Genomic DNA, 19,823 nt, shown 5'->3' with positions numbered 1-19,823 from the left:
GATGTTCCGCCATTCCCTGTTTGCCTTTGCCCTGACAACGCTCGCCGTGCCTGCCACTGCCCAGTTCAAACCCTCGCCGGAATCCCTGCAAGGGCTGTATCCGGGCAAGGCCTATTCTCCCTATGCGCAGCGCAGTTTCCCCAGTCAGGTGTTCTGGGGCGATACCCACCTGCACACAGGGTATTCCATGGATGCGGGGTTGTTCGGCAACTCGACCGGTCCCGATACCGCCTTTCAGCTGGCCCGCGGTGAAGAAGTCGAAAGCGCATCCGGCCAGCCGATCAAGCTGGCCCGCCCGCTGGACTGGCTGGTCCTGACCGAACATTCAGACGGTATGGGCATGATCTTTGATCTGCAAAAAGGCGCGCCGAATATCCTGGCCAGCGAACAGGGCAAACGCTGGAGCGAAGCCATCCAACAGGGTGGCGACGCATCAGCCGCAGCCGCGCTGGACCTGATCACCAACTTCTCGCAGGGCACGATGGACGAAGCCCTGATTGTCGATTACTCGCCCGGTTCGCCCATCTATGCCTCGGTCTGGGATGATATCGTCAACACGGTCGAGAAATACAACGAACCCGGTCGCTTCACAGCGTTTATCGGGTACGAATGGACCTCGCTTGAAAAAGGCAACAACCTGCATCGCAACGTGATCTATCGCGACGACGCCGATAAAGCGTTGCAGATGCAACCAATGGTCACCCAACCGCCTGTTGGCAGCAATGATCCGATGGATTTCTACAATTGGCTCGAAGATTACGAGGCCAAGACAGGCGGACAAGTCTTTGCGCTGGCCCATAACGGCAACCTGTCCAACGGCATCATGTTCCCGACCGAAACCCGGTTCACCGGCGATCCGGTCGATGAGGCCTATGTCAAAGCCCGCGCCAAATGGGAGCCGTTGTATGAAATCACCCAGATCAAGGGCGATGGCGAAACCCACCCGCGCCTCAGCCCCGACGACGAATTTGCCGACTATGAAACATGGGACGCTGGCAACCTTGATCTGAGCTCAGCTAAAACCGACGACATGCTGCAGCGTGAATATGCCCGCGAAGCCTTGAAACAAGGCTTCATGCTGGAAAAGAAGTTCGGCGTGAACCCCTATAAGTTTGGCTTCTCCGGTGCCACCGACAGCCACACGTCGCTCTCCACAGCCGACAGCGACAACTATTTCGGCAAAGCCACAAATGCCGAACCGTCAACCACCCGCGCCACGCATCCGTTCACCGAAACCGAAAACGGTATTTTCCCGGGCTGGTCGCTTGTGGCCTCTGGCTATACCGGTGTCTGGGCCGAAGATAACACGCGCGCATCGCTGTGGGACGCGATGGTGCGGCGCGAGGTTTACGCCACCACTGGCCCCCGCATGGCGGTGCGCTTCTTTGGCGGATGGGACTTTGACGACAACGACCTGCGTTCGCGCCAACCTGCCTTCCGCGGCTATGAAAAAGGCGTTCCCATGGGCGGCGACATGCGCCCTGCAACCAGCGATGCGCCAACCTTCATGGTTTACGCCCTGCGCGACCCAATCGGAGCCAACCTGGACCGCATTCAGATCGTCAAAGGCTGGATTGATGACGCCGGCGAGTTGCACGAAAAAGTCTATGATGTTGCGTGGTCAGATGACCGCACGCCGCGCGACGGCGGCAAACTGCCCCCCGTGGGCAGCACCGTCGATATCGAGGCCGCCAATTACACCAACACGATCGGCGCGTCCGAACTGGCCACGGTCTGGGCTGATCCTGATTTCGACCCGGCACAGCAGGCATTCTATTATGCCCGCGTGATCGAAATCCCGACCCCGCGTTGGGTTCTCTACGACAAGATCCGTCTGGGTGCCGAGCTGCCCGAAGACGCTGTCCTGATCGGACAGGAACGCGCCTATACCTCGCCGATCTGGTACAAGCCCTGACAATTCGGCGGGGCCGCCTGACGGCCCTGCCCCAACCCCAAAGTTGGAGCACTCAAATGACCCGTACACCTTCGCTGATTGCACTTCTGGCCGGTCTCGCCACCCCTGCGCTGGCTCAGGACATGCTGCCGTCGCCCGAACACACGGCCACGAAATTCCAGGCCGATCACTTTTCACCCTACGCCGGGCGCGCCTTCCCGACCCGCGTCTTGTGGGGCGATACGCACCTGCACACCGAAGTGTCGGTCGATGCCGGCACCATGACCCGCCTCAGCCAGGAAGACGCCTATCGCTTTGCCCGGGGCGAAGAAGTCACCACCACGCACGGGCTCAGGGCCAAACTGTCCCGCCCTCTGGACTGGCTGGTGATCGCCGATCACGCTGAAATGTACGGGCTGATGCCCCAGCTTCTGGCAGGCAATCAGGACATCCTGTCCAATCCCACCGGCAAGGAATGGCACGACAAGCTGACCAGCGGTGATCCTCAGGTTGCCTTTGACACAGCGATGGAGATCGTGGCCTCCCTCTCCGGTGACGTGCCGCCCATCGACAACCCCAAAGCCACCAAAAGTGCGTGGCAGGAGTATACCGCGCTGGCCGAACGCTATAACGACCCCGGCAGTTTTTCCGCTATCATCGGGTTTGAATGGACCTCGATCGGCGCCGATAACATTCACCGAAACATCCTGTTCCGCGATGATGCCGATCTGGCCAACATGGTGCTTCCGTTTTCGCAATTTGACAGCAAAAATCCGGAAGATCTCTGGGCCTATCTGGCCGACTACGAAGACCGCAGCGGCGGCGACATCATGGCCATCGCTCATAACGGCAACCTGTCAAACGGGCGCATGTTTGCCACCACCAATTTCGACGGCTCGCCCCTTGACCCCGAACTCGCCGCCCTGCGTGCCCGGTTCGAAAAGGTCTATGAAGCCACCCAGATCAAAGGCGACGGCGAGGCACATCCGATGCTCTCCCCCGATGACGAATTCGCCGATTTTGACACCTGGGACGCCGCCAACCTGAACGGAACCGTCGCCAAAACACCCGAGATGCTGCCACATGAATACGCGCGCGAGGCGCTGAAACTCGGGCTTGAGATCGAACAGGACTTGGGCGTGAACCCGTTCAAGGTCGGCCTGATCGGCTCAACCGACTCTCATACCGGTATGGCCACGGCGGAAGAAGAGAACTTTTTTGGCAAGCACTCTGGCGTCGAACCTGAACCGAACCGCTGGGAACATATGGTGATCGAAGCGCCAAACCCCGAATTCACCATCTATGGCTGGAAACAGGCCGCCGGTGGCTATGCCGGGGTCTGGGCCACCGAAAACACCCGCGAAGCGATCTGGGACGCGTTTTATCGCCGCGAAGTCTATGCCACCACCGGCCCGCGCATGACCGTGCGCTTTTTCGGCGGCTGGGATTTCGCACCCGAAGACGCGGCCTCGCGCCTGCCCGCTGATATCGGTTATGCCAAGGGTGTTCCGATGGGCGGTGACCTGCCAGCCGCGCGTGGCGAGGGTGCTCCGACCTTCCTGACCGCCGCCCTCAAGGATGCCTATTCGGGTAATCTCGACCGCATCCAGATCGTCAAAGGCTGGGTCAACGCTGACGGAACGCGCGACGAAAAGGTTTACGATGTAAGCTGGTCCGGCGACCGCGCGCCGGATGCCAACGGCAAGCTTCCTGCTGTCGGCAACACGGTCGACGTGCCCAACGCCACATGGACCAACAGCATCGGCGCGCCCGAGCTGCTGTCCTACTGGCAGGATCCCGATTTCGACCCTGCGCTGCCGGCCTTCTACTATGCCCGCGTGATCGAAATCCCCACCCCGCGCTGGACAGCATATGAAGCGAAACGGTTCGGTGTCACCATGGATCCCGAGGTCCCCATGACGGTGCAGGAACGCGCCTATACCTCGCCGATCTGGTACATGCCCAAAGGATAAAATGCGTTTTTCGCTTCTTTCTTGTTTCCAAATACCCAAATCCCCGGCCCGCCCCAGGCATATCCGCTTGTCGGGCCGGGCCATCGGCCCCATATCTGTAACATGCTCAAGTTCACGCCCATCCTTTTGGCCGTCGTCTATGCCTTCGTCATGTACCGGTTTTCGGTCTGGCGCACGCATCGGTCGCTGGACATGCAATCCACCGAACTGGCGGATCCGCGTTTGAAAGCCCTGACGGATCGCTTGGCCGCAGCGCTCGGGGTGGCCCGGATTCCCGTCTATGTGTACGAGATTGATCCGGTCAACGGCCTCGCGGCCCCGGATGGGCGGATCTTCATCACCCGTGGGTTCTATCGCAAATACCAGAACGGCGAGGTCACCGGAGAAGAACTGACCAGCGTCATCGCGCATGAACTGGGCCACGTTGCCTTGGGCCACGCGCGCAAGCGGATGATCGATTTTTCCGGCCAGAACGCTCTTCGCACCGCGCTTGCTTTGGTCTTGGGCCGTTTTATCCCGTTTGTCGGCGTCTGGATTGCCAATTTGGTCACCATGATGCTGGCCGCAGGCCTGTCACGATCCGATGAATACGAGGCTGATGAATACGCGGCCGCGTTGCTAACCAAAGCCGGTATCGGCACCGATCCCCAAAAGACCCTGTTTTCCAAGCTTGAGGACCTGACCCAGGCCCGCGCTGGCGTTGCGCCTGCGTGGTTGATGAGCCACCCCAAAACCGATGACAGGATCGCTGCGCTCGAAAAGCTTGAAACGCGCTGGAACAGCGTGACTTAAACCGCGGCTCAGCTTTGCGCCAATGCCTTACCAAGGCGTGGCAATCGCGCTTTCTTCATCAATCCGCGCATCTCCCAGGTCTGCCCGGACAGCCGGTTGGCTTCTGCCAGCACAGACTGTCCGACCAAGCCCAAACCTTGGGGATCCTTCTGCCAAAGACTGAACAGGAAGCCATCCGGCTCAAGCCGGTCCAGCCCTTCTTCGGCCAGAATGTTCTTTGGGAAATCCTGCCGGTTCACCGTCAGGATCGCATCCGCAGACGCTGCAACGGCCACCGCCAGCACATGCAGATCACCTGTGTCCGGCAACCACAACCGCGCCTCGATGCCCGGCGCTGCGGGCCGTTCCGCATCTGGCCATGCCGCGCGCAACAAGGCAATCTCGGCGCGCGCCTGCGCCTCGCCGGTCGGCCCCAGCTTGAGAGATGCCCGCGCCCATTCTTCCAAAATCCGCTCAGACCAGAGCGGCGTGAAATGTCCCAGCCGCGCCGCGCCCAACAGGACTTCGCGCATAACCGTTGGAAACAGGACGCAGGTATCCAGGACAAGTCTCACAGCCGGTAAAACAGCGCCTTGAGGTACCCGGTTTCCGCCAGTTGCGGCAGTTGCGGATGATCCGGCCCGGCTGATCCGGTATGCAACAGCTGCGCGCTGCGCCCGGCCCGCCCGATACCGCGATTGCATGCGGTGCGGAATTTGCCCAGATCTGCCGCGTGCGAACACGAACACAGCCCCAGATATCCGCCCTCGGCCACCAGCGAAGCCGCCAGCCGCGCCACACGCTCATAAGCGCGCAACCCGGGGTCCAAGGCTTGTTTCGAAGGCGCGAATGCGGGCGGATCACAAATCACCACGTCAAACTGCGCGCCTTCGTCAACAAGGGCGGTCATCACTTCGAACGCATCGCCCTGCCGGATCGAAAACACGTCGCCAACACCGCTTTCACGTGCGCCATTTTCGGCCAACGACAGAGCCGCCGCAGAGCCATCCACGGCCAATGCACTTCCGCCACCGGCCGCCAGCATCGCCAAAGCGAAGCCACCGACATGCGAAAACACGTCTAGAACCCGCGCGCCGGGGGCGACAAGCCGCGCAGCGAAGGCATGATTGGGGCGCTGATCATAAAACAGCCCGGTCTTCTGCCCGCCTGTCAGATCGGCCATATAGGTCGCGCCGTTCATCGGCACGGCCACCGGAGCCGTTGGCAAGTCACCGCGCAACACGTCCGAGGCATCGTCCAGTCCCTCTAATGCGCGGGTCCTGCCACTGGCGTTCTTCAAAATCGTAGACACCCCGGTCACCTCGGCCAAAGCCTCGCTCAGGGCGTCCAGATGGGTTTCGGCCCAGGCCGCATTGGGCTGAACCACGCAAGTGTCGCCGAAACGGTCGATGATCACGCCCGGCAATGCATCGCCTTCGGCATGGATCAGACGATAAAACGGCGCATCAAACAGCTGTTCGCGCAAAGCCAGCGCCCGCGACAGGCGCTGCGCAAACCAGTCCTTGTCCACCACCGCATCAGGATCCCGGTCCAGCATCCGGCAAAAAATGCGCGAGTTCGGGTTCACTGCCACCAGACCCAAAGGCGAACGTGCCTCGTCCTCCAGTACGGCCAGACTGCCGGGGGCAATCGCCTTGGTGCGGCGATCACTTACGATTTCATTGTCATAAACCCAGGGCGCGCCGTGCCGGATGGCACGGGCGTTGGCTTTGGGCTTAAGGCGAACACGGGGTCGATCAAACGACGAAGAGGGCGCTGTCATAGCGCCCTCTTACTGGGATTGTTCGCTAGAAAAAAGGGCTCAGAGACGGTTGGCCCACTGGATCAGGCCCAGCGATGCATTCTGATACCCTTCGGGGTTGGTCAGTTCCTGCCGGATGACCTCGGCCACGTAAGCGTTGATCCGCACCTTCTGGGTCAGGCCACGCGCTTCGGCTTCCAGCGCCTCTTGCCCACCAAAGGCTTGCAAGTCGGCATCCACCGTACGCACGGGCATCAGGATTTCGCCGGTCTTGGGGTCGGTCAGAACCATGTCGAAACTGATCGAATGCACGCCACCTGTTGAATAACGCGCCTTTTCAGTCAGGGCATGAAAGCGGTTGACCTGAACTTCGAGGTTCGCATGAATCGGTCCGTTCAGCGGTGCTACGCCCTGTGTCAGGGCATCCTGCATGATTTTGGCAACCTGAGCGTGACGGTCCCCCATCGGGTCTCCGCGCCAGACAATGTCACCAAACGGCAGATAACTGTTGCGTTCGGATACTTTCAGCGAGCGCGGCACGCGGACACTGACGGCATCGATGGTCACCGGCGCCTGCCCCACCACAAGCTGTGATGTCAACTGACCGCCGCCCTCACGCTGTGTCGATGCCACAACGGCAGCCTGCTGGGCCGGTATCTGGTCAGCGGTCTGGCTGGACTGGTATCCAGCCGGTGCAGCAGTGGCCCCGGTCGGAAGGGCTTCGAACGGCATATTCCGGGTTGGAACATCAATCGTGGCACACGCCGACAAGCTTAGCCCAACACCCATTGCCAACATCAGTCCTGCGAATTTCATAACGCTTCTCCTTGAACACGCGGCGAAACGGAATTCGCCCTTGGTTTGGAACAAGGGATGCTGCCGAATTAGGGCAAAATTGGGACAAACTTAGCGCGATTTGAAGATTTCGGGCCTTTGGGCAGCCTCGTGTGACTTATCTGCAGCGCAGCACATCATGGTCGCGGGCGTGATTTCCAGCCGCCCCGGCGGCGCGGTTTCGTCATGCTTTCGGTTCCATCGCGCAATACAGTCGTCATTGGGTGATCGGGCGCATCCGGCGCGTATCGGTCGATCAGCGCGGTGATCGAGCTTGCGGTGTCATGTTCAGCCGACAGGCTCAGCGCCCAGTCCAGGAAAATACTGCGACATTCTTCGGCTGTGATGCCGTCAATGCGATACGCTTCGCGGATCAGACCCTTGTGGTCTTCCGGCATGTCACCCTTCATCGCAGTCCTCCGTCGTGAGTGCACTGGCGATCAAAACCGCCGCCCGGTCATAGCCTTGCTCAAGCGCTGCCTGCAAGTCTTCGACGCTGTCATAGCCGGTACTTCGGCACAGGAAGTCAACCCCGCCATCTCCGATACGACCGGCATCGATCCCTTTGCCCGAGATCAGCTTGCCCGCCGTTTGCACCGACCAGAACAAGTCATAGATGTCTGTGAGGTCTGCTGCGGCCCCGGCGTCCAGCCAGCCACAGTCGACCCCGGCCAGAAGACCACCCGCCACACTGTGCGACGCAGACCCTGCCAAAAGCGCGCCCGCTTGTGACAACAGTTCGATATCCTGCATCCGGCCCGGCCCGATCTTTGCGTCCCACACGCCATCCGGCGCCTTGGCCGCCGCGATGCGGTCTCGCATATCGGCCACATCGCCCAACAGCTTGCCCCGGTCTTTGGGGGCGGCCAAAACCTCTTGCCGAAACGCTTCGACATCCCCGGCCAGACCATCATCGCCCGCGACAACCCGGGCACGGGTCAGGGCCAGATGCTCCCATGTCCAGGCTTCGGTGCGTTGGTAATTGGTAAAGCTTGCCCAACTGGTCGCCACCGGTCCCTGACTTCCCGACGGGCGCAGGCGCATGTCGACCTCGTAAAGCTTGCCCTGGCTCATCGGGGCCGTCAGCGCCGTGATCAGAGCCTGCGTGAGACGCGCATAATACGGTCGCGCCGCCAGCGGTCGCGGCCCGTCCGAACTGTCAGCATCGCCCGGATCATAGATCACGATGATATCCAGATCGGACTGCGCATTGATCCGCCCTGCCCCAAGCGACCCCATGCCAACGACGGCAACCCCACGCCCCGGAGGGGCACCGTGTTTGCGGGCGAACTGGTCAATGACAACCGGCGTCATCGCCGAGATCACAGCACCAGCCAGCCCGGCGTATTCCTCTCCGGCCTGCCCAGCATCGATCAAGCCGCGCAAATGATGAACTCCGATCCGGAAATGCCATTCTTTCATCCAGCGCCGCGCCGTATCCAGTTGCGCTTCGTAATCGGTTTCACCGGCCAGAGTGTCCGCCAGATCGGCCCGCAAGGCCGCTTCGCCCGGCCATTTGGCAAAGAAATCCCCGCCGATCACAGCGTCGAACACACCCGAGTTGCGCGACAGGAATCCCGCCAGTTCGGGCGATGTGCCGACAATATCAATCAGCAGATCAACCAGTTGCGGGTTCGCTTCGAACAGCGACAAAAGCTGCACACCGGCTGGCAATCCGGCCAGGAACCCGTCCAGCGCCAGCAAAGCCTCCTCGGGTTTTGCGGTACGCGCAAGACGGGCCAAAAGATCGGGTTTCAGGCGGTGGAAAATATGCCGGGCCCGCTCGGTTCTGAGCGCGGGATAGTTGGTCCAGCGGCTGATGATGTCGGTATCAAATTCCGGAGCATCGACCAGCTCCGTTGGGGCGGCGTCGGGGGCAAAGAAGTCTTCGGTCAGATCGTGCACTTCCACCAGTCGCCGTTTCACATCCCCGATCAGCGTGGCCCGGTCGATCCCCATCAAACAAGCAACGCGCTCGATCCCGTCGTCCGTGGTCGGCATCTTGTGGGTCTGCGCGTCATTCACCATCTGGATGCGGTGTTCGACGGTGCGATGGGCGCGGTAATGCTCGACCAGAACGGTCGAGACATCTTCCGCGACCCAGCCCTTGGCAGTCAGCGCCTCTAAGCCTTCGACAGTGCCCCGAACCCGCAGGTCACGATCGCGACCCCCGGCGATCAACTGGCGGGTCTGGGTGAAAAACTCGATCTCGCGAATGCCGCCGCGCCCCAGTTTCATGTCATGCCCCGGCACGACAACCGGCCCGTGCCCGCCCTTGTTCTCGCGAATGCGCAGACGCATGTCATGCGCATCCTGTATGGCTGCAAAATCCAGATGTCGCCGCCAGACGAAAGGCCGTAAGGTGCGCAGGAACCGCGTGCCTGCCTCGATATCCCCGGCGCAGGGCCGCGCCTTGATATACGCGGCACGCTCCCACGTGCGACCAAGGCTTTCGTAATAGGTTTCAGCCGCTGCCATCGCCATGCAAACCGGGGTCACTGCCGGGTCAGGCCGCAGGCGCAGGTCGGTGCGAAAAACATACCCTTCCGCAGTCCGGTCGTTCAGCAGCGCACTCATGTGGCGTGTGGCCCGGGTCATGCCCTGACGCGCCTCGAAATAATCGTCGGGATTAAACCGGGTTTCGTCGAACAGGCAAATCAGATCAATGTCCGAGCTGTAATTCAGCTCGTACGCGCCCATCTTGCCCATCGCAAGCACGGTCATCCCGCCAGCTGTTTCGATGTCGTCTTCGGTCATGCCCGGCAGTTTCTTGCGCTTTATCAACTTGGCAATCTCGGATTTAAGCGCCACATCGCAGGCCAGACCGCCGTACTCTGTCAGCAATCCGGTGACCTTCTCCAAAGGCCAGGCGCCAGCAAGATCCGCCAAGGCCGTTATCAGCGCCAAACGTCGTTTGCCCTGTCGCAACCCGACCGGCAACTGATCCGGCGCCAGAGACCGGACAGTATCAAACAGATCCGCCACCCTGGCATCAGGATCATCCAAGGCCCCCACCAGCCAATCGGCTTCGCGCGCGATCAACCCGTTCAGATAGGGGCTGGACCCGCCAACGCCTTCGATCAAGGCCGCGTGGTCGTCGGACAGGTCGGGGATGGATGCCCGCGTTTCGGCCCCTAAAGCTGGGTCAAACGGGCGCGGCAGGCGGGTGATGGTCAGAGCATTGGACATGTTCGCAACGTGCGACTGCCCAAGGGGGACGTCAATGGGTTGAATTCGCGCGGGGACAGCGCGACATTCCCGATATGAGCAAAAGCCTGAAACGCGTCCGCGCCGCTTTGGAAGCCGCCGGGGTGACACCCGAGATCAAGGAAACCCAAGGGTCACGCACCGCTGCCGATGCGGCAGCCGCCGTAGGATGTGACATTGACCAGATCGTCAAGTCGATTGTCTTTCGCGGCGACGTGTCCGGCCGCGCGATCCTGTTTCTGACCGCAGGCGGCAATCAGGTCGATCCGGACAAAGCCAGCGTTTTGGCCGGTGAACCGCTGGGCAAGGCGGATGCAGCATTGGTTCGCGCACAAACCGGCTTCGCCATTGGTGGGGTGTCGCCCGTGGGCCATTTGACCCCGATCCGCTGCTTTATGGATGCCCGTTTGAGCGATTTTGATACGATTTGGGCCGCTGCAGGCACGCCAAACCATGTTTTTCCGGTCAATCCAACCTTTCTGAAAGATATTTCCAAAGCGCAGGTCTCTGATTTCAAACAGTAAAAACGAAAAATGTAAAAAACCTTCACATCGAACCTTGCAAACCCGACGGCAAATCCCGATCTCTTGTAATGTGAAGAGCATTCACATTCACCCCGACGAGGAGAGACCAAAACCATGACAACCATGACCGACCCCCTCCCTGCCCCGGAGAACCCGGGCTGGTTTTACCGCGCAGAAGCTTGGCTTGACGACAAGGGCAAAGGTGCCTGGATCGCCACTATGGTTCTGGGCTTTGTCTTCTTCTGGCCAGTTGGTCTGGCCGTTCTGGCCTATATGATCTGGAGCAAACGCATGTTCAGCAAGTCCTGTCGCCGCAGCGGACGCGGCCACCGTAACGCCTGGAGCAACGAGCGCGAATGGCAACGCAGCGCCATGAAGGCCGCCGCTCCCAGTGGAAACTCGGCTTTCGACCAGTACAAAGCTGACACGCTGGCCCGTCTGGAACACGAACAAAGCGAGTTCGAAAATTTCCTCGAACGCCTGCGTGACGCCAAGGATAAGGCCGAATTCGACCAGTTCATGGACGAACGCGCCCACCGTGCCCCGGATCCGTCTGACGACGATCAACCCGATCAGGCCGCCTGATCCGCACGCAACCCACATCCCGGCCCCGGACCAAACTCCGGGGCCGTTGTCATCTTACCCCTGAGCATCGGTGCCATGTCCCTGCTTCCTGATCCGTTTCAACAACCCCAGTTCTATGACTCGGTCCCGACCAAGCGCCTGATCGCCTGGATTGCCGACACCGTGATCATCCTTGCGCTGGCCCTGCTGACCGTTCTGATGACGGCTTTTGTCGGCCTGTTTATCTGGCCATTCCTGTATCTTGCGATCGGGTTTGCCTATCGCGTTGTGACCATCGCGAATGGCTCGGCCACGTTGGGCATGCGGTTTGCCGGGATCGAACTGCGCGATGCCCATGGCGCGCCTTTGGATATGGGGCAAGCGATCGCACACACTGCCGGATACACGATTAGTATATCGCTTCCCGTCATTCAGGTGGTCTCGGTCGCCATGATGCTGACCGGAAGCCGTGGACAGGGCCTGACTGATGCCTTCCTTGGTACCGTGATGCTCAATCGCCGCGCCACAATCTGACCGGATGAGAACCCGCTTGGCGGGTTCGAAAACCGTTGCTATCATCCAGCGAAACAATTTCTGAGTTCCTGATGCGTCACACGCTGCCGATTGCGCCGCAATTCTATGTCACAGCCCCGCAACCCTGCCCCTATCTTGAAGGTCGGATGGAGCGAAAGCTGTTTACCGCGCTTCAGGGCGAAGGCGCTGGTCGGCTGAATGATTCCCTGTCGCATCAAGGGTTTCGGCGATCTCAGAACGTGTTGTACCGCCCCTCTTGCGCAGATTGCGCCGCCTGTCTGTCGGCGCGGATCAACCTTGCGGAATTCTCCCCCTCCAAAAGCCAAAGACGGGCGATCAGCCGGAACGCCGGATTAAAGCGCCGCGCAACATCGCCCTGGGCCAGTGAAGAACAATATGCCTTGTTCCGGGACTATCTGGATGCGCGCCATGCAGATGGGGGCATGGCCGATATGGACGTGTTCGAATTTGCCGCGATGATCGAGGAAACCCCGGTCAGAAGCCGTGTCATCGAATACGGCGATGGACAGGACCTGATCGCCGTGTGTCTGACGGATGTATTGGAAGACGGGCTAAGCATGGTCTACTCGTTCTATGCCCCGGACCGCCAGAAAGCATCCCTCGGAACATGGATGATCCTGGATCACATCGACATCGCCCGGGAAAACGGCCTGCCCTATGTCTATCTCGGCTATTGGGTGCCCGGCAGTCCCAAGATGGGATACAAGGCGAACTTCAAAGGACTGGAAGTTTATTTTGGTGGCGAATGGCGGCCAATGACGGATCCCGAGGAGTTTTCCGCCAGCACCCATCCGCTGTCGACAGATCCGATTGCCGAACAGGTCGCCAATATCGCGCTTCCTGATCGGCGTGCACCCAAGTCCTAGGTCCGGTGCAATTTCTTCACGCCGTTTCCCTTGTCGTGCCCGATTATGACGACGCGATTTCGTTTTATTGTGGAACGCTTGGGTTCTCTTTGGCCGAAGACGTTGATCAGGGCCGCAAGCGCTGGGTCCGCATCCTGCCACCCGGTGCCGAGACTGGCAGCTTGATCCTGGCCCGCGCCGAAAACGACGCGCAGCGCAGGGCCATCGGGGATCAGTTTGGCGGGCGCGTCGGGCTGTTTCTGGCGACAGACGATTTTGCCCGCGACCACGCGGCGATGACGGCAAACGGCGTGACATTCGAAGAAGACCCGCGCCACGAACCCTATGGCACCGTCGCCGTCTGGCGCGACCCGTTCGGCAACCGCTGGGATCTGATCCAGTTCACCTGACGTGGCGTCCCTGCCCCGTCGTCTGCCAAACCCGCTAGGCTGCGCTGAAACGGGAGGAACGCATGACCGGAATCACCACACTCGAAATCCGCAAATCCGATCTGTCGGATCTGCGCGTCACAGACACGCCCGCCCCGACCGTACAAAACGGTCAGGTTTTTGTACGGATTGTACGTTTCGGACTGACGGCCAACAACATCACCTATGGGGTCGTGGGCGACCGCATCGGGTATTGGCAGTTCTTTCCGACCGCCGATTCTGACTGGGGTGTGATCCCGGTCTGGGGCATCGGTGTCGTTGAACAAAGCGGCGTTGAGGGTATTGCGGTTGGCGAACGGCTTTATGGGTACTGGCCGATGGGCAGTCATACGATGTTGGAGCCGACGCGGATCAAGGACTTGCAGTTTTTCGACGGCGCGGCACACCGCTCAAAACTGGCCGCCGTCTATAACCGCTATCTGCGCCTGTCGAACGACCCCAAGGATGATCCGTCGACAGATGACATGCGGATGGTGCTGTGGCCGCTTTATGCGACGTCGTTTTGCCTTTACGATTTTGCGCTTGATAACAAATGGTTCGGAGCTGAACAGGTGCTGATTGTGTCCGCCTCGTCCAAAACCGGGATCGGCACGGGATACGCGTTCAAGGCTGATCCGGACGCCCCAAAAGTGATCGGCCTGACGTCGGCCGGGAACAAGGACAAGGTCGTCGCACTGGACCTTTATGACGATGTGTTGACCTATGATCAGATCGAAACCCATCTGCCTTCGGACAAGGCAACCCTGATCATCGACATGTCCGGGTCCGGCAGCGTTATCAGCCGGTTACACGGCCTACTGGGCGACAACATGCAGTTCACCAGCCATGTCGGCCTGACGCATTATTCCGAGGCCGGAATGGGTGAAGGGTATATTCGCGACCGATCCGAAATGTTTTTCGCCCCCGGCCATATCGCCAAGCGAAATGATGACTGGGGTCCGGGTGAGTTCGAACGCCGCTCAGGCGCGTTCTGGCAAGAAGCCATGCGCAAAAGTGCGGATTGGCTGACCCTGTCCCACGCTGACGGAGCAACTGAGGCGGAAGCCGCTTATCGCGAGGTGCTGGCAGGTAAAACCCCGGCTGACCGTGCATGGACTGTGACCGTAGGCGACTGAAGTCCGTATTCCGCAGAAGGCCAGGTTGCCCCGATCATCGGGTTACAACGGGCCTTCTGCCAAAATGATACTGGGCGGCTCGGTGATCTTGCGAAAGGGACAGCGGCCATTGATTTGAAAGCTGTCAAACCTGACTTCGGCCATCTTTTTATGCCCCAGTCGGGTCAGGATAACGTGCTGCGTCGCAGCAGATGACAGTTCACCGATGATCCACCTGAATCCCTTTTCCCGCGCGATCTTATGCGCTTTGGATCGCAGCATCTGGTAGATGCCTGAGCCGCCAGCATCTGGCGACACGGCCCCCATATCGACCAGCGCCGCCTGACCGGGGGCAAGGGTTCGCTTGGCCCTGTACTGTTGATCCAATTCGCCCGCCAATGCCGACAGTGGTAGAAACGTGGGAAAGCGCGCGACATCCGCCGACGGTTGACAGACGTAGTCCGACAGGATCAGGCAGCCGACCATTTTGTCCGTCGCCGTGTCAATGGCCGCTACCGATAGCCCTTGTTCGATCATCTGTTGAAACGGGGCCCGCAGGTACTCTCGATAGATGTCGACATCCACGCCAAGAACCCGGTGTAAGGTACTGGCATCTATGAACACTTTGGTGGCAAGCGCGAACGCCTCCGGCATCCGGTCTTTGGTCAGCGGAAGGATCTGAATGGTCATCTGGGGCAACGTCCGGTGCAATCTGTCCAGCAGGAACCTTAGCGCGACAGGAAACCCCGAACCAGCAGCAAGCACGAAAAAGGGGGCCAAACGGCCCCCTTTAGTTTTGGTACTAAGCGCTTTGATCAGTTCGGGATCAGATCCGGGATGATGGTCACAATGGTTGGGAAGAACCACAACAACGCAAGCCCCCCGACCTGGATCAGTACAAACGGCAGGATCCCGCGATAGATGTGGCCCGTGGTGACTTCCTTGGGCGCAACGCCCCTGAGATAGAACAGCGCAAACCCGAACGGCGGCGTCAGGAACGACGTCTGCAGGTTCACCGCCACCATGATGGTCACCCATTTCGGATCGAACGATCCGCCATAGATCACTGGCCCGACGATGGGGATCACGATGTAGATGATCTCAAGGAAATCCAGCACGAAGCCCAGGAAGAACAACACCAGCATCACGATCAGGAAGACCGTGAATTCATTGTCAAAGCTCTTCAGGAATTGCTGGATATAGTGCTCACCACCGAACGAGATCACCACAAGGTTCAGCAGTTGCGATCCGATCAGGATGGTAAACACCATCGAGGTCACCTTGGCCGTTTCGCGCACAACCGGTGTCAGAACCCCGCCGGCGAATAGCACCCAGCAGCCATAGAGCAGGCCGAAGAAGGCATAGAGATAGGTGAGCTTGGCAAAGGCAAAGGCAACCCAGGTTTCAAAGCTGACGGTTTCCTGAGTAATCCGCAGATCGAAATTCACCCCGATCAGGATACAGATCAGGATCGCGAAAGTGGACCAGATCACGACCTTGCCTGACTTGTTCTCGTCCTGCAGCTTGCGATAGGCCGCAAGCATGATCGCACCACCGGCCCCAAGCGCCGCTGCCGGCGTCGGGTTGGTGATACCGCCCAGGATAGAGCCCAGAACCGCAACAATCAGAACCAGCGGTGGGAACACCACGCGGATCAGTTCGTTTTTGGCCAGACGCGCCGCAGCAGCCTTGCACCCATAGAAGGCAATCGCCAACGGACCGGCCATCAACACGAATGTCACGCCCGGCGACGAGACCGGCGAGATCAGGAACATGTCGATCAGGATCGCAAGGATCAGACCGACAGCGCCAATCAGCAACGGACGCGAATCTGAGCTTGGCGAGATACCGCGCCCCATAACCAGAACCAAACCCATCATGACGAGGATCACAGCAACACCAGTGCCAATCGGCGCAGCCGTGGCGATTTTGGCTTCTTTTGCGGCCGCGATTTCCTCATCGTTCAAGCGCTGGGACTGACTGGCACCGCCTGCGGCATCAATCGCTGCCTGCTCTTCCAACGCGCTGTCCCAAGCCTCTTGCCCGTGCAGCTCGATCATCGACGCCTGACATTGTTCCGATACGTTTGTGCGCAGGCTGGCAGACTGAGTCACATTGGAATAGCTTGAAACCGTAACGTCCTGGCTGCCGATCAGACCGACCTGCCCCAGCAGGATCGCGCCGCCGATCAGAGCGATGGGCGCGCCAAGGAACCAGCCAAAAGCCTCGCCCTTGGTGATGGGTTCCTGATTGCTGGCGCCCATTTCGACCGCAGGGGCCTTTTCAGGGTTCAACAGCGCATAGCCAAAGGCATAAAGCGCATAGAGCAACGCCAGCATGATCCCCGGCAACAGCGCCGCCTGGAACAACGTCCCGACCGACACAACGGCAGGTTCGCCCAGATAGGTCAGAGCGTCCGAACAGCCAGCGGTGTTTGCGCGCGCCTCTTGCGCGGTGGAATACAAATCGCCAGCAAGGGTTCCCAGCAGAACGATCACGATCGAGGGCGGAATGATCTGCCCCAAAGTGCCCGACGCGGCGATCACACCGGTCGCGAGTTCCGGTGAGTAATTGTTGCGCAGCATGGTTGGCAGGGCCAGCAGGCCCATGGTGACCACGGTTGCACCGACGATGCCTGTGGAAGCCGCCAGAAACGCCCCAACAACTACAATCGACACGGCCAGACCACCCGGCAGCGGGCCAAAGACGCGTGCCATTGTGGTCAGCAGATCGTTGGCGATCTTGGACCGTTCCAGCGTGATGCCCATCATGACGAACATCAAAACCGCCAGAAGCGTTTCAATCGACTGACCGGCAAAGACCCGTTCATTCATACGGTTCACGATGAACGATACGTTACGATCCAGCGCAGTTTCCCATCCGCCCGGGAACACGGATTCCGCCACACGTGGCAGGTCCGGATTTCGGAAGATCGAAATCTTGTCGGGATGCATCCCGGTTGCGACAAGGTCGCGGTACGCCTGCGACGAGGTGTCGATGGCTTGGTGAATCAGGATCCCGGCGCTGTCGAGCGCCGCAATGATCCCGAAAGAGATTACGCCAGCTCCGCCGATGGCAAAGGCCACCGGGAAACCGGACAGGATGCCTCCGAAAAGGCAGAGGAACAGGATGATCAGGCCGACTTCGACGCCATCAAGACCGAAAAGCATTTGGTTTCGTCCTTCGCTTTAATGCGCGCCTTCAAAGGCTTCTTCGCCCTCGCCAAGCGTGTCCTTGTCGAGGAATTTGTTTTCGCTCTCTTCGCCTTCGCGGAATTCAAGATACGACCGGTACAGCATTGACCAGGCCTGGATAAAGACCATCCCGGCAAAGGCACACAACAGGATCTTGAACAGGAAGTAGCCGTCGAACCCGTTCGGGCTGAACCCGATTGTCTCAACGTTCCAGCGCATGGCGCGCGATTTCAGCAGCAGTCGTTCCAGCGTGTCACTGGCCGACGGTTTTGGCACGATCAGATGGCGCCACAGGAAGTACCAGCCATACATCCAGACCAGCACGGCGGCAGGCATCATGAAGACCACGGCCCCGAACATGTCGATGACTTTCTTGGTGCGGAAACTGACGGCTGAATAGACCAGATCGACCCGCACATGCCCGCCCTGCACAAAGGTGTAGGTGGCACACAAAGCGACAACCATCGCGTTATAAAGCTTCAGTTCTTCGGCCCACCAACTGACATCTTTCGTCAAAGGAATCCCAAACCCGAACGAGATTTGGGCGGCCGTAAAGATCCGCTGCATGAACACGATGACGATCTGCTGCAACACCATGAGCAAACCGGCCCAGGCGACAACCCGGCCAATCGAGTTGGCAAATCCTTCTGTCACGCGCACAACGCCCCACATCCATTTGCGGTTTGTCAGGCAGATGATGGTCAGAACCAGAAAAAACGTGAGTACGACAAAGAAAAACTCGACCGATCCGCCATAATAGACAAAGCGCATAACCGCTTTCTTATCGGACCAGTCCAGCCACATGCTTGGATGCGAAATGGCATAGCCGAAATTCACAAAGGCATTGGCGATATTGGTGAAAAACCAGGACAGTGCGTCCAGCATTTGTCCCATCCCCCGTCTTGACTTGCGCGCAGTTGAACCTGCGTTGACAGGCCCGCCTTATGGCGAGCCTGCTTTTGTTTTACGTTAGAAGATCGGGGATTAACCCAGGATCCGGTCACGCTGAGCGCGGTACGCGCCTTCCGACTTCACCAGCCAGCCCGACGAGTCTTTCATCGAGGCTTCGACGCTGGCGCGGACTTTCGCGAACAGTTCGTCGTCCATGTACCCGTCGAGAGTCTCGGCAGCCGCGCCACCGAAGGCATCCCAAACAGCATCCGGGAACTGCAGGGTTTTCACGCCTGCGGCCTGCAAACGCTGCAGGGCTGCGCCGTTGTTGTTCAGGTACTGAGCCAGGTTCCACTGGTGGGTTTCGGCAGCCGCGATCTCGATGATCTTCTGGTGTGCCGGCGACAGGCTTTCGAACACGTCGCGGTTGGTCGCCAGTGTCAGGGCTGCGCCCGGCTCGTGGAAACCAGCGGTGTAATAGATCTTGGTGATTTCCTGGAAACCGGCCTTTTCGTCGGCCCAGGGACCAATCCACTCGGTGCCGTCAATCGCACCGGACGCCAGCGCCTGGTACACTTCCGAACCCGGAAGGTTCTGAACCGATGCGCCCAGTTTGCCAAGCGCCTGACCACCCATGCCGGGCATACGGAACTTCAGACCGTTGAAGTCTTCCGGACCATTGATTTCTTTCGAGAACCAGCCGCCCGCCTGGGCACCGGTGTTCCCCGCAAGGAAGGATTTCAGGCCAAAGATCTGGCCCAGTTCGTCATGCAGCATGCCGCCTTCGCCATGGTAGTACCAGTTGGCCAGTTCCTGTGCGGTCATGCCGAAAGGTGCAGCCGTAAAGTACTGATAAGCCGGGTGCTGACCAGTGAAGTAATAGTCAGCCGCGTGATACATGTCTGCCTGACCGGCGGTCACGGCGTCAAAGACTTCAAACGCGCCAACAAGTTCGCCAGCCGCTTTGATTTCGACCGTCAGGTCGCCATCGGACATCGCGGTGATCGAATCTGCCGAGTGCTGAGCCGCGTCGAAAACGCCAGCAAGGCCACGGCCCCACGATGTTACCATGGTCAGTGTGCGCTTGCCCTGGGCATATGCCGGTGCTGCCAGTGTCGTAGCCGCGGCTGCGCCGCCACCAAGTGCCGAAGTTCTCAGAAATGAACGACGATCCATAAGGTATCCTCCCCTAGAATGGAAATGTCCGCACCGTTATCGCACGGGCGGATCGTTTTTGAGTGCGCCTAGACTACGCATTCGGATCGG

At 59.6% G+C, this 19,823-nt stretch carries 18 protein-coding genes; 9 read left to right on the top strand and 9 right to left on the bottom strand.

Annotated features, from left to right (window positions below; all coding sequences use genetic code 11):
- Position 1: 1 nt before the first annotated feature.
- From FOY56_RS07365 to FOY56_RS07355, 3 genes are all read left to right on the top strand, one after another.
- Positions 2 to 1,915 (top strand): DUF3604 domain-containing protein, encoded by a 1,914-nt coding sequence (locus FOY56_RS07365; RefSeq protein WP_146345200.1) that lies wholly within the window; start codon positions 2 to 4, stop codon positions 1,913 to 1,915.
- 56 nt (positions 1,916 to 1,971) lie between these two features.
- Entirely contained in the window at positions 1,972 to 3,867 is a 1,896-nt protein-coding gene (locus tag FOY56_RS07360; RefSeq protein ID WP_146345199.1) for a DUF3604 domain-containing protein, read from the top strand.
- Between the two features lie 102 nt (positions 3,868 to 3,969).
- Positions 3,970 to 4,659, top strand: coding sequence for a M48 family metallopeptidase (locus FOY56_RS07355; protein WP_146345198.1), 690 nt, complete (start codon positions 3,970 to 3,972; stop codon positions 4,657 to 4,659).
- Between the two features lie 8 nt (positions 4,660 to 4,667).
- Here FOY56_RS07355 and FOY56_RS07350 read toward each other — a convergent pair whose 3' ends face one another.
- The 5 genes from FOY56_RS07350 to FOY56_RS07330 all read right to left on the bottom strand — a co-directional run bounded on the left by FOY56_RS07350 (position 4,668) and on the right by FOY56_RS07330 (position 10,423).
- On the bottom strand, positions 4,668 to 5,213 hold the full coding sequence (locus FOY56_RS07350; RefSeq protein ID WP_146345197.1) for an RSP_2648 family PIN domain-containing protein: 546 nt from the start codon (positions 5,211 to 5,213) through the stop codon (positions 4,668 to 4,670).
- Positions 5,210 to 6,421 (bottom strand): RSP_2647 family RNA methyltransferase, encoded by a 1,212-nt coding sequence (locus FOY56_RS07345; protein WP_146345196.1) that lies wholly within the window; start codon positions 6,419 to 6,421, stop codon positions 5,210 to 5,212. The genes FOY56_RS07350 and FOY56_RS07345 overlap by 4 nt, the downstream gene beginning before the upstream one ends.
- 39 nt (positions 6,422 to 6,460) lie before the next feature.
- Positions 6,461 to 7,216 carry a DUF6778 family protein gene (locus FOY56_RS07340; protein WP_146345195.1) on the bottom strand — a complete coding sequence of 252 codons (756 nt, stop codon included), beginning with the start codon at positions 7,214 to 7,216 and terminating at the stop codon, positions 6,461 to 6,463.
- Between the two features lie 155 nt (positions 7,217 to 7,371).
- A complete protein-coding gene (locus FOY56_RS07335; RefSeq protein ID WP_146345194.1) occupies positions 7,372 to 7,644 on the bottom strand; it encodes a hypothetical protein in 273 nt (90 codons plus the stop codon).
- Positions 7,634 to 10,423, bottom strand: a complete 2,790-nt coding sequence (locus FOY56_RS07330) for a [protein-PII] uridylyltransferase family protein (protein ID WP_146345193.1) — start codon at positions 10,421 to 10,423, stop codon at positions 7,634 to 7,636. The genes FOY56_RS07335 and FOY56_RS07330 overlap by 11 nt, the downstream gene beginning before the upstream one ends.
- Positions 10,424 to 10,497: 74 nt before the next feature.
- Between FOY56_RS07330 and FOY56_RS07325 the strand changes: the two genes are divergently transcribed.
- The 6 genes from FOY56_RS07325 to FOY56_RS07300 all read left to right on the top strand — a co-directional run bounded on the left by FOY56_RS07325 (position 10,498) and on the right by FOY56_RS07300 (position 14,493).
- Positions 10,498 to 10,965 (top strand): YbaK/EbsC family protein, encoded by a 468-nt coding sequence (locus FOY56_RS07325; protein WP_146345192.1) that lies wholly within the window; start codon positions 10,498 to 10,500, stop codon positions 10,963 to 10,965.
- A 114-nt stretch (positions 10,966 to 11,079) separates the two neighbouring features.
- Complete coding sequence (locus FOY56_RS07320; protein WP_146345191.1) at positions 11,080 to 11,550, top strand: DUF2852 domain-containing protein; 471 nt, start codon at positions 11,080 to 11,082, stop codon at positions 11,548 to 11,550.
- 75 nt (positions 11,551 to 11,625) lie between these two features.
- The gene (locus FOY56_RS07315) at positions 11,626 to 12,063 is read left to right on the top strand and encodes an RDD family protein (protein WP_146345190.1); all 438 of its coding nucleotides are present in this window, start codon (positions 11,626 to 11,628) and stop codon (positions 12,061 to 12,063) included.
- Between the two features lie 71 nt (positions 12,064 to 12,134).
- Positions 12,135 to 12,950, top strand: coding sequence for an arginyltransferase (locus tag FOY56_RS07310; RefSeq protein WP_146345189.1), 816 nt, complete (start codon positions 12,135 to 12,137; stop codon positions 12,948 to 12,950).
- A gap of 5 nt (positions 12,951 to 12,955) precedes the next feature.
- Entirely contained in the window at positions 12,956 to 13,339 is a 384-nt protein-coding gene (locus tag FOY56_RS07305; RefSeq protein WP_146345188.1) for a VOC family protein, read from the top strand.
- 62 nt (positions 13,340 to 13,401) lie between these two features.
- Positions 13,402 to 14,493: a DUF2855 family protein gene (locus FOY56_RS07300; protein WP_146345187.1), complete on the top strand. Its 1,092-nt coding sequence runs from the start codon at positions 13,402 to 13,404 to the stop codon at positions 14,491 to 14,493.
- A gap of 42 nt (positions 14,494 to 14,535) precedes the next feature.
- Here the strand turns inward: FOY56_RS07300 and FOY56_RS07295 are convergent, their stop codons facing one another.
- From FOY56_RS07295 to FOY56_RS07280, 4 genes are all read right to left on the bottom strand, one after another.
- Positions 14,536 to 15,162 carry a hypothetical protein gene (locus FOY56_RS07295; protein WP_146345186.1) on the bottom strand — a complete coding sequence of 209 codons (627 nt, stop codon included), beginning with the start codon at positions 15,160 to 15,162 and terminating at the stop codon, positions 14,536 to 14,538.
- A gap of 125 nt (positions 15,163 to 15,287) precedes the next feature.
- Positions 15,288 to 17,642 (bottom strand): TRAP transporter large permease, encoded by a 2,355-nt coding sequence (locus tag FOY56_RS07290; protein ID WP_146345185.1) that lies wholly within the window; start codon positions 17,640 to 17,642, stop codon positions 15,288 to 15,290.
- 18 nt (positions 17,643 to 17,660) lie between these two features.
- Positions 17,661 to 18,551, bottom strand: coding sequence for a TRAP transporter small permease subunit (locus FOY56_RS07285; protein ID WP_146345184.1), 891 nt, complete (start codon positions 18,549 to 18,551; stop codon positions 17,661 to 17,663).
- A gap of 99 nt (positions 18,552 to 18,650) precedes the next feature.
- Positions 18,651 to 19,733 (bottom strand): TRAP transporter substrate-binding protein, encoded by a 1,083-nt coding sequence (locus FOY56_RS07280; RefSeq protein WP_146345183.1) that lies wholly within the window; start codon positions 19,731 to 19,733, stop codon positions 18,651 to 18,653.
- Between the last annotated feature and the right edge of the window lie 90 nt (positions 19,734 to 19,823).

It is taken from the genome of Falsiphaeobacter marinintestinus (genome assembly GCF_007923355.1).
Lineage (GTDB): Bacteria > Pseudomonadota > Alphaproteobacteria > Rhodobacterales > Rhodobacteraceae > Phaeobacter_A > Phaeobacter_A marinintestinus.
The sequence above is the reverse complement of the archived record's forward strand: the minus strand, read 5'-3'. Positions and strand labels throughout refer to the sequence as shown.

Coding starts and splice junctions, on each gene's coding strand:
- FOY56_RS07365 (WP_146345200.1), top strand. CDS start 2: ATGTTCCGCCATTCCCTGTTTGCCTTTGCCCTGACAACGCTCGCCGTG.
- FOY56_RS07360 (WP_146345199.1), top strand. CDS start 1,972: ATGACCCGTACACCTTCGCTGATTGCACTTCTGGCCGGTCTCGCCACC.
- FOY56_RS07355 (WP_146345198.1), top strand. CDS start 3,970: ATGCTCAAGTTCACGCCCATCCTTTTGGCCGTCGTCTATGCCTTCGTC.
- FOY56_RS07345 (WP_146345196.1), bottom strand. CDS start 6,421: ATGACAGCGCCCTCTTCGTCGTTTGATCGACCCCGTGTTCGCCTTAAG.
- FOY56_RS07340 (WP_146345195.1), bottom strand. CDS start 7,216: ATGAAATTCGCAGGACTGATGTTGGCAATGGGTGTTGGGCTAAGCTTG.
- FOY56_RS07335 (WP_146345194.1), bottom strand. CDS start 7,644: ATGAAGGGTGACATGCCGGAAGACCACAAGGGTCTGATCCGCGAAGCG.
- FOY56_RS07330 (WP_146345193.1), bottom strand. CDS start 10,423: ATGTCCAATGCTCTGACCATCACCCGCCTGCCGCGCCCGTTTGACCCA.
- FOY56_RS07325 (WP_146345192.1), top strand. CDS start 10,498: ATGAGCAAAAGCCTGAAACGCGTCCGCGCCGCTTTGGAAGCCGCCGGG.
- FOY56_RS07320 (WP_146345191.1), top strand. CDS start 11,080: ATGACAACCATGACCGACCCCCTCCCTGCCCCGGAGAACCCGGGCTGG.
- FOY56_RS07315 (WP_146345190.1), top strand. CDS start 11,626: ATGTCCCTGCTTCCTGATCCGTTTCAACAACCCCAGTTCTATGACTCG.
- FOY56_RS07310 (WP_146345189.1), top strand. CDS start 12,135: ATGCGTCACACGCTGCCGATTGCGCCGCAATTCTATGTCACAGCCCCG.
- FOY56_RS07300 (WP_146345187.1), top strand. CDS start 13,402: ATGACCGGAATCACCACACTCGAAATCCGCAAATCCGATCTGTCGGAT.
- FOY56_RS07295 (WP_146345186.1), bottom strand. CDS start 15,162: ATGACCATTCAGATCCTTCCGCTGACCAAAGACCGGATGCCGGAGGCG.
- FOY56_RS07290 (WP_146345185.1), bottom strand. CDS start 17,642: ATGCTTTTCGGTCTTGATGGCGTCGAAGTCGGCCTGATCATCCTGTTC.
- FOY56_RS07285 (WP_146345184.1), bottom strand. CDS start 18,551: ATGCTGGACGCACTGTCCTGGTTTTTCACCAATATCGCCAATGCCTTT.
- FOY56_RS07280 (WP_146345183.1), bottom strand. CDS start 19,733: ATGGATCGTCGTTCATTTCTGAGAACTTCGGCACTTGGTGGCGGCGCA.